Below are 14,685 nucleotides of genomic sequence, written 5' to 3'. Positions count from 1 at the left end.
TTACTATTACTTATTTTGACTCTAAGTGAGAGTTTAGCTTATTAATACTCTAAGCAGAGTCTATAAAGTGGTGGGCGCAGGAGGATTCGAACCTCCGACCGCTCGGTTCGTAGCCGAGTACTCTATCCAGCTGAGCTATGCACCCACTTTATAGTTTACTTATTTTAACTCTAAGTAGAGCTTTCGCTTATTTAGACTCTAAGCAGAGTTATTAAAGTATGGTGGGCGCAGGACGTATCTTCTAAGAATGAACCTCCGACCGCTTGGTTATAAAGCCAAACACTTTAATTGCTTATTTAGACTCTAAGCAGAGTTATTAAAGTATGGTGGGCGCAGGAGGATTCGAACCTCCGACCGCTCGGTTCGTAGCCGAGTACTCTATCCAGCTGAGCTATGCACCCATACTTTAAAACTTTACAAAACACACCATTAAAAGAAATGGTGGAGAGGGAGGGATTCGAACCCTCGATAGAGCTACAAACTCTATACTCCCTTAGCAGGGGAGCTCCTTCGGCCACTCGGACACCTCTCCGTCTTGTGGGGCGTATAATAAAGATTTCAGAAAATATGTCAAACACTTTTCTACCAAAAACGACTATATGGTTATAGATTGCACATATGCTTGGTTTTAAAGTGTAATTAGTTTGAAAATTAAGCGGCTTATGAGTCTTCAGAGTGAGGATTAATACCTTCAACTGGTACTAACTCATCTGTTAGGTTTGCAAGGTACTGCTCTTGATACCCCAATTGCTGAAACTCAGCAATACAGGCTCTATAGTAAGCTTGTCGTTCTTGCTCTGTCGTACAGAGTTCTGACGACTCTTCAACGCGTTTATTTTTCATTTTATTATTCTATAAGTCCGTTTGATTATTCTTAGTTAAAGCGTACAACCTAGGCCGCTTAAATTTTCGCCATAGTGTAGCTAAAAAAGTTACATAAATACAACGAAATGTTTAAAAAACAGTCATAATAAAAAGTTATAATACGAACCAAATTTGTTTAAAAGAATCAAAATAAACAATATCAAATACTTAAGTTTATAAAAACAGCGCCACCCTAATCAAAAACAATTAACAAATTACATCTTTTTATTTACGAAGTACCTTGTTAAAGGTATACCTTTATTGTCTAGGCTTTAAACACAAAAACGCCGCGATTAGGCGGCGTTTATTAACTTACTTTGTTTTACTCAAAGCTTAGTCAGCTTGTGGACGCATATGCGGGAACAAAATAACGTCTTTAATTGTAGATGAGTCAGTAAACAACATTACTAAACGGTCAATACCAATACCTTCACCAGCCGTTGGCGGTAAGCCGTACTCTAGTGCGCGTATGTAGTCTTCATCGTAATGCATTGCTTCATCATCGCCTGCGTCTTTCTCTTCAACTTGACGAGTAAAGCGCTCAGCTTGGTCTTGTGCATCATTAAGCTCAGAGAAACCATTTGCAAGTTCACGACCGCCAACAAAAAACTCAAAACGGTCTGTAACAAATGAGTTTTCGTCGTTACGACGTGCAAGTGGTGATACTTCCCACGGGTAGCCAGTAATAAACGTAGGTTGAATAAGCATGTGCTCTGCTGTTTCTTCAAATATTTCACATAAAAACTTACCTGGGCCCCAAACACAGTTTTCAGGAATTTTAACGTGCACTTGTTTAGCGTACGCTTTTAATTCGTCAAAGTGGTTTTCTGGGTCATTAAATACCGCAGCATCAAACTCAGGGTTATATTTTAAGATAGCGTCTGCCATGCTTAAACGTGTAAACGGTTGGCCAAAGTCATACTCAACTGAGTCAGTTACTTCGCCGTTTTCGTCTTTCGTTGTATTTATAACAATTGGGCTACCCAATACGTTAGTTGCAACTGTACGTAGCATGTCCTCGGTGATGTTCATCAGGTCGATGTAATCAGCGTATGCTTGGTAAAATTCAATCATTGTGAATTCTGGATTGTGACGTGTAGATAACCCTTCGTTACGGAAGTTGCGGTTAATTTCAAACACACGGTCAAAACCACCTACCACTAAGCGCTTTAAGTAAAGCTCTGGCGCTATACGTAAGTACATGTCGATATCAAGCGCGTTATGGTGAGTTACAAACGGACGCGCAGATGCACCACCAGGTATAACCTGTAGCATTGGTGTTTCTACTTCCATAAAGTCACGCTCTGCTAAAAAGCGACGAATGCCTTCAACTACTTGTGAACGAATGCGGAATGTTTCGCGCGTTGCTTCGTTAGTAATTAAATCAACGTAACGTTGGCGGTACTTTGTTTCTTGATCTGATAAGCCATGGAATTTTTCAGGTAACGGACGAAGTGACTTAGTTAGTAATTGATACTCAGTCATTTCTACGTATAAATCGCCTTTACCCGATTTATTTAACGCGCCTTTAACACCTATAATATCGCCAGTGTCTAGCTGACCATATTTTTCTTTAAGATCTTTTTGAACATCTTTAGATGCATACGCTTGTACGCGACCTTTCATGTCTTGAATTACAAAAAACGGTCCACGCTTTGCTAAAATACGTCCAGCAATAGACACAACTTCTTGTAGTTCAACTAATTCTTCTTTGCTCTTATCACCAAACTGGGCTTGCAAATCAGCCGTGTAATGCTCACGACGGAATTGGTTTGGATGACCGTTGGCTGGGCAATTTTCGCGTATCGCGTCTAACTTGCCGCGACGCTCAGCGATTAACTTGTTTTCGTCTTGGATTTTATCAGTCATTTTTTAGCTCTTTATTAGCTTGGTGGTTATAGGCCAGATTTAAGGCTGGCTTCAATAAATTTATCTAAGTTACCGTCAAGTACCGATTGGGTATTGCGGTTTTCAACGCCTGTACGTAAATCTTTAATGCGTGCGTCATCAAGTACGTATGAACGTATTTGGCTACCCCAACCTATATCAGATTTAGCATCTTCTTGCGTTTGTTTTTCAGCATTTTGCTGCTGTAGCTCAAGCTCAAATAATTTAGCTTTTAACTGCTTCATCGCTTGGGCTTTATTTTTATGCTGTGAACGCTCGTTTTGACACTGCACTACGGTGTTTGTTGGTACGTGAGTAATACGAACTGCCGATTCGGTGGTGTTAACATGCTGACCACCCGCGCCCGATGCACGGTAAACGTCTATACGTAGATCTGACGGATTAATATCAATTTCAATATTATCGTCAATCTCTGGGTATACAAACGCAGAAGCAAACGAAGTATGACGACGACCACTTGAGTCAAACGGGCTTTTACGCACTAAACGGTGAACGCCTGTTTCTGTACGTAACCAACCGTAAGCGTATTCGCCAACAAAGCGAACTGTTGCACCTTTAATACCAGCAACATCACCGTCGGTTGCTTCAACTAGCTCAACTTTAAAGCCTTTAGCCTCGCCCCAACGTAAGTACATACGAAGTAGAATGTTACACCAGTCTTGTGCTTCAGTGCCGCCAGAACCCGATTGTAAATCAAGGTACGCATCGTTTGAGTCATGAGGACCTGAAAACATACGACGAAACTCTAAACCTTCTAACTGCTCGTTTAGATCGGCAAGTTCGCTTTGTGCTTCATCAAAGGTATCTTGATCTTCAGCTTCTACTGCAAGTTCAAGTAAACCTTCAACGTCATCAGTACCGGCTACAAGGTTGTCGATTGTTTCAACAACGGCTTCTAATGCTGATTTTTCACGGCCAAGCGCTTGTGCGCGTTCAGGCTCATTCCATACGGCTGAATCTTCAAGTTCGGCGTTAACTTCTTCTAAGCGTTCTTGTTTAAGAGCGTAGTCAAAGGTACCCCCGAAGCAATTCAGTACGTTCGCGAATTTCCTTGATTTGGTTAATCACAGGATTCACTTCAAACATGGTCATTACTCCAAAATGGCTAGGTAATTGCGCCCCTTTACATGGGATTTTCGCAATAAATTATCGTCAAATGATAAAAACGCCCGATTTTAACAAAAAACCGCGCGCTTTATTAGCCTTTTATGCATGCTTTGTGCATATTTTTTAGTACACTTTTTCAAGTTCTCTGGCTATTAATTGCAGTGTAAATTTACCTCTAAACTCATTTATATCGAGTTGGTACGCTACTTTTACAAACTTCGCTTCTGTGTCTGGCCATTCTTTTACATCAATACCAAAGGCAATGGCGTCTACTAATCGCCCTGATTGATGCTTTAAAACGAGCTTTAAATGCTTTTCGCCGACTATGCGCTGCTGTATTACTTCAAAGGTGTGCTCAAACACTGGCTCAGGAAATTGCTGCCCCCACGGGCCCGATTGCTTTAATAGTTGAGCAAACTCCATAGTAAAGCAGTCGTTTGGCAGCTCACCGTCAGTAAATACAATGCAGCGCTTACTTTCTTCACTCAGTTGCGCGCTAACTGCGGCATCAAACGCTTTTTTAAAGTCGTTAAAGTGCTGCTCGTTAATACTTAAACCAGCGGCCATTGCGTGGCCACCAAATTTATTAATTAAGTGTGGGTCGGCTGTATTGAGTCCTTCGAGTAAATCGCGCATGTGTAGCCCTTCAATAGAGCGGCACGAGCCTTTAATTTCACCGTTTTCGCCACCAGCAAATATAACGGTTGGACGGTGGTATTTTTCTTTCAAGCGACCAGCCAAAATACCAATAACACCTTGATGCCAATCATCTTGAAACAAACAAATAGCATCAGGGATGCTATCGTCGCTAAATGCGAGCCTATCAAGCACAGCTTGTGCCTCCACTTGCATGCCTTGTTCTATTTCGCGCCTTGCAAAGTTTAAGCTATCGAGCTCGCTCGCTATACTGCGCGCTTGGTTTATGTCGGTGCTGAGCAAGCACGCTATACCCAAACTCATGTCGTCTAATCGCCCTGCTGCATTTAAACGCGGCGCAAGTGAAAAGCCAAAGTCGCTTGCGCTTAAGCGCGCTGCATTGCGGTTAGCCACTTCAATAAGCGCGGTGATGCCTGGGCGTGTTTTACCACTGCGAATACGTGCTAAACCTTGATGTACTAAGGTGCGGTTATTTGCATCAAGTGCGACCACGTCAGCAACCGTACCAAGCGCTACAATATCGAGCAAGTTAGCTAAATTAGGCGGCGGTTGCTGCTCAAAATAACCAAGGTCTCGCATTACGCTTCTCAGTGCTATCAGTAAGTAAAAAGCAACGCCAACGCCTGCTATAGATTTAGACGGGAAGTTACATTCGTGCCTATTTGGATTTACTATTGCATCGGCATTTGGCAGCTGCTCACCTTGTAAATGGTGATCTGTTACCAGCACTTTTATGCCAACCGCTTTTAAAATATCAATACCGGCAATACACGATATACCGTTATCTACGGTGATCACTAAATCAGGCTTAATTTGTACTATTTGCTCTGCAAGTGCGGGGCTCAAGCCATAACCTAAGCTAAACCGGTCCGGAATTAAGTAATCTAAATGCTTAAAACCAAACATCTCAAGGCCTTGCATTAAAGTGGCCGTACTCGTTGCGCCATCAGCATCAAAATCGCCGACTATTAATATTTGGCTTTGCGCTTTTAATGCTTCAATTAATAAATCGCTGGCTTTGTCGATGTCTTTGAACAATTTAAAGTCGTGAAGCGTAGCTACGCTGTTATTTAGCTCTTCGGCATTGAATACATTGCGGTTAGCATAAATTTGTTTAATTACAGGGTGTAAATTACTCGGTAAATGCGAGTCGTCAACGTTTTCACGCGCAATGATTAGTTTTTTCATGCAGAGTTTTAACTTATTGAGTCGTACTAAAAAGACAAAAAAAGGCCATTAAGGCCTTTTTATTAACTATAAAACGTATTACGACGCTTTGTTAGCATCTAATGCTGCTTTTAATGCTGCTGCAGGCTGGTAACCTGGGATCATCGTACCATCTTCTAAAACAATAGCCGGCGTGCCGCTAATACCAAAGCTTTGACCTAGCTGGTAATGCTCAGCAACGGGTGCATTACACCCTGCAATTACTTTAGTGTCTGCGCCCGATTTAGCCTCAGTCAGTGCTTCTTGCTGATCTTTAGCACACCACACATTCATTAAATCAGCATAACCAGAACCTTGTAGCCCACCACGTGGAAATGCAAGATACTTAACGGTAATACCTTCATCGAGTAAATCATCTAGCTCACGGTGCAACTTACGACAGTAGCCACAGCTAATATCAGTAAATACGGTAATGCTGTGCTTTTCGTTTGGTGCTTTATACACAATCATCGAATCTTCGTATTCTTTAATGCCTTCAACGCGCACGCCGTTTAATGCTTGCTCAGTTAGGTTATTACGATTATTCAAATCGATTAACGTACCTTGCATTAAAAATTGACCATCTGGACTTGCGTAAAGCACGCCTTTGTTGGTAATAAGCTCTTTTAACCCTGCAACTGGACTTGGGTTAATTTGCTTAACCGTTACGCCTAAAGTCGCAAATTTAGTCACTATAGGATCATTAGCATCAGGAGCTACAGCAACGCCATTTGCAAATGCACTAATACTTTTGCACAACATGGCACCTGCTAACATTAATTTTTTCATAATTTTCTCTATTCCAAAAGTACTTATAAATTGACCGGCTTAGTGCTATTTAATTTCAAATTAAGCACGCGGGTGATGCTGCGCATGCACCGATTTTAAACGTTCATTAGCAACATGGGTATAAATTTGTGTGGTTGATAAATCACTGTGGCCCAACATCATTTGTACCACACGTAAATCTGCCCCATGGTTTAATAAATGCGTAGCAAAAGCATGGCGCATTGTATGGGGCGATATTGGAGACTCAACTGCTGCCAAAATAGCATAGTGTTTAATTCTATGCCAAAAGGTTTGTCTCGTCATGCCAACACCGCGCTTAGACGGAAACACAAAATCGGTGGCGTGTTTTATCATTTGCGCACGCCCGACCTTTAAAAATTGCTCAAGCCAGTACATGGCTTCCTCGCCAAGTGGCACTAAGCGCTCTTTATTACCTTTACCTTTTACAAACACCACAGCTTGGCGCAAATTAATTTGCTCCATACGCAACCCAACAAGCTCACTTACACGCAAACCCGTTGCATAAAGTAGTTCAAGCATCGCCTTATCGCGCAGTCCCATCGCTTCTTCTGTATTGGGCGCATTTAACAATGCCTCAACTTCAGCTTCTGAGAGTGTTTTAGGTAACGACTGCCCTGCTTTTGGTTGAGCAATATTTAGCATGGGCGAATCACTAATTATTTTTTCGCGCACAAAGTACTGATAAAAACGCTTTAGCGCACTAATACTACGTGCCGTACTACGTGGTTTTAATCCTAAATCAACTCTGTGAGCTAAGTAACCCTCTATATCAAGCCCGGTTACCGTCATTAAGTTTTCGCCCTTTAAAAATAGGCAAAACTTATCTAAATCGCTGCGATAAGCACTTAATGTGTTTTCGCTTACGCCTTGCTCTAAGTACAGGCTATCTAAAAAGGTTTCTAGGTAGTCGCTATTACTGCTCATACTGCTGTCATTTTCAAAAGAATCGTCAGTTAGCGTTGTCACATTATGCTCTCATGCTTTGCTAAGGTATCAATTAAAAATACCTTACGGTAAACTTGAGCCTATCATATCAGGCAATTACACAGTGATAAATACGATGCAAATTGGTTTATTTTTTGGTTCTACTACGTGCTACACCGAAATGGCAGCAGAAAAGATTCGCGACATTATTGGTGCCGATATAGTTACCCTGCACAATATTAAAGACGAGCCACTAAAAAATGCGCAGCAGTACGACTTTATCATCTTTGGTATTTCAACATGGGATTTTGGTGAAATACAAGAAGACTGGGAGTCAAAATGGGACGACATAGCCGACGTAAACCTAACCGGTAAAACCATTGCTTTATTTGGCATGGGCGATCAGCAAGGTTACGGGCAGTGGTTTCAAGATGCGCTAGGGATGCTGCACGACGAAATAAATACGCAAACATTTACCCAACTTGGTTTTTGGTCCAACGACAGTAGTTACGAGTTTGAAGCTTCAAAAGCGCTAACTCCCGATGGTAAACAATTTGTAGGGCTCGCACTGGACGAAGACAGCCAATACGAGCTAAGTGATGAGCGTATTGCGACTTGGGTTGAACAAGTAATGACTGAATACGGCGAAACGCTTTAATTAAAATTGCGTAGCCATTATTGCTACGCTACAAAGTAATTACTCAACCCTTAGCCAATATTGGTTACGGAAAAAAAAGCCAATGTAACCACGTACTTCAAGTTTTTGACCTTCATCTTGCACTGTGAGCTGTAAGGTGTAGGTTTTACCATTTGTTGGGTCAAGTATTTCGCCATCTCCCCAAACGTCATCATCCTCAGCTTTTACATCAGTAATAATAGTCATTCCTAAAATAGGCTGATCTTTTAGCTCATCATCACATTTATTGCATATATCATTTTGTTTTGTAGGGTCTAGAATAGTTTCAACTTTACCGCTTAAAGTACCGTTGGTTTGGGTAATACGTACATACGACTTAGCTTGGTTTGTATCCTCGTCAATCGTTTTCCAAAGCCCAACTGGGGTCATGGCTGCCAGTGCACTTTGGCTTGCCAAAACAACCGCAGAGAATGTACTTAGTAGTATTATTTTATTTAATTTTTTCATTGTGTTGTCTTAATTCAATGTAACTAATGAGTGAATCATAACAGGTGATTTATAAACACACTATGAAAGAACAGTACCTAAAAAACCTAAACTAATAATCATTAGCTTAGGCTTAGGTTCAAATATAGGCTTTTTATTTATTTTTTAAAAACTACGAATGGCTACACTTGAGTTATTAAACTCAAATTTATTAATTTTTCCGCATTGCGCCATATGATTAGTGCTTGTATAAGGTGTATTGTTTTGAGCAATAGCAGTCTCCCATCCTTGGCCGTTTTTAATGAATGCTTTTAGTTCAAACCATCCATTAACCGCTTTACTGCAATCCATATCTACATCAAGCATCCAATAGTGTTCGCCCCATATATTTAAAGATGTCACACCAAAACCATCTGTGTTTACCGTTTTTTCAGCGCCCCAACCTGCTGGCCAAACATTCGCTGTCCAGTCGGTCGCAGAACCTTCTGCTTCGCTACTTTGCCCATTTTCTATGCCATACCAATCAAGGTAGTTATCATTTGCTTTCCAAGGGCTTGTTGTCACGTTTTTTAAATTATTATGACGAATAGGCATTGCACACTCAAAATTACTTGTTTGGCAATTTCGACCCAGATTTGCGTTTGCATAAGCGTGATCTACACCACCGCGCAAAAACATATCTTGTCCACTTTGCGTTTGTGCATTAATAAAAATAACCGTGCGTTGCCAGTCACTCCCTGTATTTGGCACAGAGCTTGTATTTAACTTGGCATTTTTATGAATTGCCATTGCATCCCAAGCACCAATATTGAGATTAATAGTACCGTCGGAATTAACCGTTATAACCTCGCCACTACAACTTTTAGCATCAGCCGACAACTCGCCTTTTAGCACATTACAGTATTGCCCAGGCGCCATGTCTGTTTGCACCGTTGCAATGAGTGTTGAGTCTTCTTTGTTAATAGCCATATGACCCGAGCTACCTCGACCAAATGATATTTGATTATTCGTGTTATCCCACCAATTTGTTACTGCCCAATTGTCGGCGGTGTTATTTCTAAAATCGACCCCGCCTGCAATATATGACCAGCGATGCTCACACTTCCAATTACTAGCAAAACACTCTAAGTTACCATTATTATGTACAGGTACGTTTGGCCCACCAGCATCTGTATCACCATGAAAATCATAACTCGACATTACTTTTGGATAACCGTACGGATAAGCCAACATAAATACATTGGCTAAGTCATATAAGCGGCCATCCTCAAAGGTAATTACATTACCAGCGCCGCCATGACCACGTTGATTATCGTGATTATCTACAAAAACCACCGCAGAAGAGCTAGGCATAAAGCCCCACCCTTCGCCAAAATTACTCAGCCATGCAAGCGAGCCGTTTCTAAAAGTATTACCAAGCTCAGTGCTATATTTAAATTCAGTTACTAAACCAGTGCTTAAATATTCAGAGGCGCCAACAGCCTCTCCACCTTGATCAATCACTTCTTGAAAAACCACTGGCGAGCCATTTACTTTGGCCATTAAACTTTGGATATCGCTTGCGGCAACATGTTTAGAAGCATCAAACCGAAAGCCTTTTACGCCAATAGCTTGTAAGTCGTTAATATATGCTGCAATGGTATTTTGCACATAGTTTGAAGCGGTATCTAAATCGGCAAGTCCAACGAGTTCACAATTTTGTACTCGGTAGCGATCGTTGCCATAATCAGAGCTATTAATGGTACAACTTTCATGAAAATCTTGTGGGCTATAAATAGGAAAGCTTTTATTACCAAAACTATTACCCGCTGTGCCTGTGCCACTTCCTGCTGCCATATGGTTAATAAGCGTATCGACGTAAATATCAACCCCAGCTGCACTACAGCGATTTACCATATCAATAAACTGTGCACGGTTACCGCCACGACTTTGCAGTTCATAACTTACAGGCTGATAGCGTGTCCACCATTGGCCTCCTGTAATGTGTTCATTAGGTGGCGATACCTGCACTGCAGCATAGCCTTTTGGTCCTAAATACTGTTCACATTCTTGCGCTACATCTTGCCAATTCCATTCAAACAAATGCACAAATGTGGTGGGCGTAGCTGTGGCAATACTCGGTAAGAGCAACCCTAGACTTAAACCTGCGGTGGTGATTATTTTATTGAGTTTCATAGTGTGTGGTCCAATTGTTGAGCGAGCAAAACAACTACTCGATGTTATTTACAAGTGGTTAACACTAGGCTTATAGTTGATAAAATAAAAACTGAATACGTATGCATAACGGGTAAACTATCCTTTATTACTAAATAACCTTCATTACAAAGTAACTTACATTTTTAAATAAAATGTTTTGCACAGAGCTATATAATCAGCAGTGTAGGTATTATCTAAGTTTCTAATACACAGGGTTGATGATTCTATATCGCTTTTTACGTAGCTAAATGCCATTAAACTGCGGCTAATATCTTTATTGGGCGTGGCTTTTACTTGGCAATGAGTATTTAAATAAAGCCCATTTTGAGTAGCAAGCTCAATAAATAATGCGCCTTCAACGCTTGGGAGTATTAAGTTAAAGCGAGAGCGACTATGGCTTAGACGTTTAAACGCATTTATTAACTCTTCAAAACTTAAGCCGTCGGTATGGCGCGCGGTATTACGCGCAGTATTCTCGCCTTTTAAACTGTGATTAAAATACGGCGGATTAGAAATAACCACGTCAAATTTAACTTCACTACTAAAGCTTTGAATAGTTTGGTGCTTAATACTTATTGTTGGCCACGGGCTATTAGCTATATTTTGTAATGCTTGGGTATGGGCGCTTTCGTCAATTTCTACCGCAGTTATATCAAGCTCATTACTGCGCTGCTTACACATTAATGCTAGTAAGCCGGTGCCTGTGCCTATATCAAGTAATGACTTTGCACCACTTAAATTAGCCCATGCGCCAAGCAAAATGCCATCGGTAGAAACTTTCATTGCACAGTGGTCGTGTTCAACTTTAAATTGTTTAAATACAAAACCAGACATTTTTTCACCTTTTCATTCACCAAGCGCAGCATAGCGCGTATAATCAGGGTAATTGTCCCTTATTTTAGACACTCTATGCAATTTTCTGAATTTGATCTTGATAACAAGCTACTCGATGCCATTAATAAAATGGGCTACGAGACGCCAACCAGCATTCAACAACAAGCTATTCCTGAAGCACTACAGGGGCGCGATATTTTAGCATCTGCGCCTACTGGTACAGGTAAAACAGCGGCATTTTTAATTCCGGCTATTCAGTACTTACTGGATTTCCCACGTCGTGACCCTGGTTTTGCGCGCGTCCTCGTTATGACCCCGACTCGTGAGTTGGCTTATCAAATTCATGAACAATGTGAACTGCTAGCTAAACGCACACACCTAAAAATTGGTGTAGTAACAGGCGGTATTAACTACGGCACGCATAAAGAAATTTTCGAAAAAAATAACGATATTTTAATCGCCACACCAGGTCGATTAATGGAATACCTAGAAACCGAAAACTTTCATGCTGAACATGTAGAAATGCTTATTATTGATGAAGCAGATCGCATGTTAGATATGGGTTTCAAAAAAGAAATGAGCCGTATTTGTGACGAAGCTAAAAATCGTCGCCAATGTTTTTTATTCTCAGCAACACTTGAAGGTGACAGCGTAGAAAGGTTTGCTGAAAAAACATTAAACGACCCAGCTCTATTAGAAGCCGAATCGTCACGTAAAGAAAAAGCAAAAATTCATCAGTGGGTACATTTAGCCGACGATTACCATCATAAGCTTGAATTGTTAGTTAACACGCTAAAAAATCCTGACGTGACTAAAGCAATTGTGTTTGTTAAAACTCGCGAACGCTTAGAAACATTGATTGGTGAACTTACAACTAATGATGTAAAAGCAGCGTGGTTACGCGGCGAAATGCCACAAGACAAACGTATGAAAGCCATGGAAAACTTCCACAGTGGTAAAACAAGCATATTAGTTGCTACCGACGTAGCTGCACGTGGTATTGACGTATCTGACATTAGTCACGTTATTAACTTTGATATGCCGCGCACTGCCGACGTATATGTACACCGTATTGGTCGTACTGGCCGTGCTGGTAAAAAAGGCATAGCAATATCACTAGTTGAAGCACACGATATTGGTATTTTATATAAAGTAGAGCGCTACGTTGAGCAAAAGTTAAAACGCCGTGTAATTAGAGGTGTTGAGCCACAGCATAAAGAAGCTAAGCCACCGGCTAAAAAGCGTAAAGATCCAGTAAAAATGAAAGCCAAGAAAAAGGCCAAGGTTAAAAAGAAGAAGTAACCTAAAACATTTTTATACTAAGCCGGCTTTTGCCGGCTTTTTAATGCAAGCCTTACAGGCTCTGGTGTTTGTACCATTATACCAATCCGCAATAATACTTAATCAATTTTAAGGATTAAATCTGACGCTAACTGCGTTAAAAAATTCTAATATAGAACAACTAAATAACGAAATTTTTGCCTTGTTATCGACACGATTTTCTTACCTCAAAATAAATCACTTAATTAAGCGAATTGGTATTACATATGTAACCCAAGCATGTAACTCATACCCATTTAAATGTAATTTTTGCCCACCTTAATTCCCACTTAATAAAATTACCTTATATTTCATAGTGTTAATATTGGCACCGAAATTGTAACTACAAAGATAACCTAGCCGATGGAATTTCCATTTTGTGGCTGCACTACTCACCGTAATGTAAGGATTAAGTTATGAACCGCTTCAAGTTAACTATCGCTTTAGTATCATTTTGTTGTTTATTTTTATTAGCTTGCGCTACAAAGGTAAGTGCAGCAACCAACATGGCAGTAGTAAGCAGTGTAGCCACTCAACCTAACCTACAACAAACTATCACCAACACCCTACGAACTAATCCTAACTTAGCGTTAAGTGATATTCGTGTGCAGGTAAAAAATGGTGAAGTAGATTTATACGGTGAAGCACAAACTGGTTTTCAGCGCGCATTAGCTCAAAAGTTTTTAGAAAATATGGATGGGGTTAAAATCATTCGTAATAAAATTAGCGTTATTTAATACGTACCACATAAACCTATTTATATAACTAATTCGTAAGCGCGGCTTGTTACTCCAACACAAGCTGCGCTTTTTTATTTTAATATTTTTAATTGTTTAGTCACATCACTTATTTTAAAACTACTTTTTTGCGAAGAATAACTATCAACAAATACTTCTTCGAAATTGCTCACTGTAGAATCTTCATTTAGCTCAAAAGGAAAACCCTTAAGCTCCTTTGTTTTTGTGTTGAACTTATAAATAAAATTATTGCCACTCAAACCAGCTGAAAAAATATATTGTTCGTTATTCAACCATCCACCGGTTTGATGAAACAAACCGATATTAAACTGGTTAGTTGTTTGATGAAGTCCAACCTTGAGTATATGACTTTCATTAAATGCAGACTTGGTTATTTCAATTGTTGGTAAAAACCAAAAACCTTGGGTGTCACCTGCAAAAACGGCTAAAAACTCACCATCGGGAGACCAACTAACAAAGTTACTTTCAGACTTTTCCCTAGCGCATAAAATACCATCCGATCTGCAAAATTCTCGTAACTGCTCTTTTGCAATGTATACCGTTTTATTTGGTAGGGTAAGTGCGTTTATAGGGGCATCGTTCTTATTAAGAAAAAGTATTTCAGCAGTATTGTCATCTACATTTAATTTATAGCTCAAACCATACTTAAAATTATGTTTTTCACTCGTACTCTGCTTATTACTTATTGATGTACACCCAAGCATGAAGCTTAATAAAGTAAGGGTTATGAACTGTAGTAATGCTACTTTACGCATTGATAAACTATTTAAATTAATAATGGTCATATTGTAATCACATTATCAGTTATGGCAAATAACACGGTTATCATAATAAACAAAAACCGATTAAATTTGGCTTACCCTGTTCAGGCTTAATAATTATTAAAAGCATGTACTAAAAAGCGCAATTTTACTCTGTAAAAATGCGCTGTTGGTAAGTAACTATTTCCCAATGCTTTTGGCTAATGTGTTTTAACTA

At 40.1% G+C, this 14,685-nt stretch carries 13 protein-coding genes and 3 tRNA genes; 3 read left to right on the top strand and 13 right to left on the bottom strand.

Annotated elements, in window-relative coordinates; translation table 11 throughout:
- Positions 1–68: 68 nt before the first annotated feature.
- From D172_RS03015 to xerD, 9 genes are all read right to left on the bottom strand, one after another.
- Positions 69–145, bottom strand: a tRNA-Arg gene (locus tag D172_RS03015).
- A 179-nt stretch (positions 146–324) separates the two neighbouring features.
- Positions 325–401: transfer RNA gene (locus D172_RS03010), tRNA-Arg, on the bottom strand.
- Between the two features lie 38 nt (positions 402–439).
- A tRNA-Ser gene (locus D172_RS03005) sits at positions 440–532 on the bottom strand.
- Between the two features lie 128 nt (positions 533–660).
- The gene (locus D172_RS03000) at positions 661–843 is read right to left on the bottom strand and encodes a hypothetical protein (RefSeq protein WP_007376465.1); all 183 of its coding nucleotides are present in this window, start codon (positions 841–843) and stop codon (positions 661–663) included.
- A 354-nt stretch (positions 844–1,197) separates the two neighbouring features.
- On the bottom strand, positions 1,198–2,733 hold the full coding sequence (lysS, locus tag D172_RS02995) for a lysine--tRNA ligase (protein WP_007376466.1): 1,536 nt from the start codon (positions 2,731–2,733) through the stop codon (positions 1,198–1,200).
- Between the two features lie 26 nt (positions 2,734–2,759).
- Positions 2,760–3,858 (bottom strand): peptide chain release factor 2 gene (prfB, locus tag D172_RS02990; RefSeq protein ID WP_149593949.1). Its coding sequence is split into 2 segments (ribosomal slippage): positions 2,760–3,782 and positions 3,784–3,858, totalling 1,098 coding nucleotides; the frame shifts between segments, so codons are not numbered across the junction.
- Positions 3,859–4,002: 144 nt separating this feature from the next.
- On the bottom strand, positions 4,003–5,724 hold the full coding sequence (gene recJ, locus D172_RS02985) for a single-stranded-DNA-specific exonuclease RecJ (protein ID WP_007376468.1): 1,722 nt from the start codon (positions 5,722–5,724) through the stop codon (positions 4,003–4,005).
- Positions 5,725–5,802: 78 nt separating this feature from the next.
- A complete protein-coding gene (dsbC, locus tag D172_RS02980; protein ID WP_007376469.1) occupies positions 5,803–6,531 on the bottom strand; it encodes a bifunctional protein-disulfide isomerase/oxidoreductase DsbC in 729 nt (242 codons plus the stop codon).
- A 60-nt stretch (positions 6,532–6,591) separates the two neighbouring features.
- A complete protein-coding gene (gene xerD / locus D172_RS02975) occupies positions 6,592–7,518 on the bottom strand; it encodes a site-specific tyrosine recombinase XerD (RefSeq protein WP_007376470.1) in 927 nt (308 codons plus the stop codon).
- A gap of 94 nt (positions 7,519–7,612) precedes the next feature.
- On the opposite strand from xerD, the gene fldB reads away from it, so the two are divergent.
- Entirely contained in the window at positions 7,613–8,134 is a 522-nt protein-coding gene (gene fldB, locus D172_RS02970; RefSeq protein ID WP_007376471.1) for a flavodoxin FldB, read from the top strand.
- 39 nt (positions 8,135–8,173) lie between these two features.
- Here the strand turns inward: fldB and D172_RS02965 are convergent, their stop codons facing one another.
- From D172_RS02965 to D172_RS02955, 3 genes are all read right to left on the bottom strand, one after another.
- Positions 8,174–8,620, bottom strand: coding sequence for a DUF2147 domain-containing protein (locus tag D172_RS02965; protein WP_007376472.1), 447 nt, complete (start codon positions 8,618–8,620; stop codon positions 8,174–8,176).
- 144 nt (positions 8,621–8,764) lie between these two features.
- The gene (locus D172_RS02960) at positions 8,765–10,774 is read right to left on the bottom strand and encodes an alpha-amylase (protein WP_033023380.1); all 2,010 of its coding nucleotides are present in this window, start codon (positions 10,772–10,774) and stop codon (positions 8,765–8,767) included.
- Positions 10,775–10,930: 156 nt separating this feature from the next.
- Positions 10,931–11,629 carry a tRNA1(Val) (adenine(37)-N6)-methyltransferase gene (locus D172_RS02955; protein WP_007376475.1) on the bottom strand — a complete coding sequence of 233 codons (699 nt, stop codon included), beginning with the start codon at positions 11,627–11,629 and terminating at the stop codon, positions 10,931–10,933.
- Positions 11,630–11,704: 75 nt separating this feature from the next.
- Between D172_RS02955 and srmB the strand changes: the two genes are divergently transcribed.
- Together srmB and D172_RS02945 are read left to right on the top strand one after the other, a co-directional pair.
- On the top strand, positions 11,705–12,931 hold the full coding sequence (srmB, locus tag D172_RS02950) for an ATP-dependent RNA helicase SrmB (protein WP_007376476.1): 1,227 nt from the start codon (positions 11,705–11,707) through the stop codon (positions 12,929–12,931).
- A gap of 434 nt (positions 12,932–13,365) precedes the next feature.
- The gene (locus D172_RS02945; protein ID WP_033015799.1) at positions 13,366–13,686 is read left to right on the top strand and encodes a BON domain-containing protein; all 321 of its coding nucleotides are present in this window, start codon (positions 13,366–13,368) and stop codon (positions 13,684–13,686) included.
- Positions 13,687–13,760: 74 nt separating this feature from the next.
- Here D172_RS02945 and D172_RS02940 read toward each other — a convergent pair whose 3' ends face one another.
- Entirely contained in the window at positions 13,761–14,492 is a 732-nt protein-coding gene (locus D172_RS02940) for a hypothetical protein (protein WP_007376478.1), read from the bottom strand.
- Between the last annotated feature and the right edge of the window lie 193 nt (positions 14,493–14,685).

The sequence above is a fragment of the Pseudoalteromonas sp. Bsw20308 genome (genome assembly GCF_000310105.2).
In the GTDB taxonomy this organism is placed as follows: domain Bacteria; phylum Pseudomonadota; class Gammaproteobacteria; order Enterobacterales; family Alteromonadaceae; genus Pseudoalteromonas; species Pseudoalteromonas fuliginea.
This window is presented reverse-complemented; position numbering and strand designations above follow the sequence as displayed.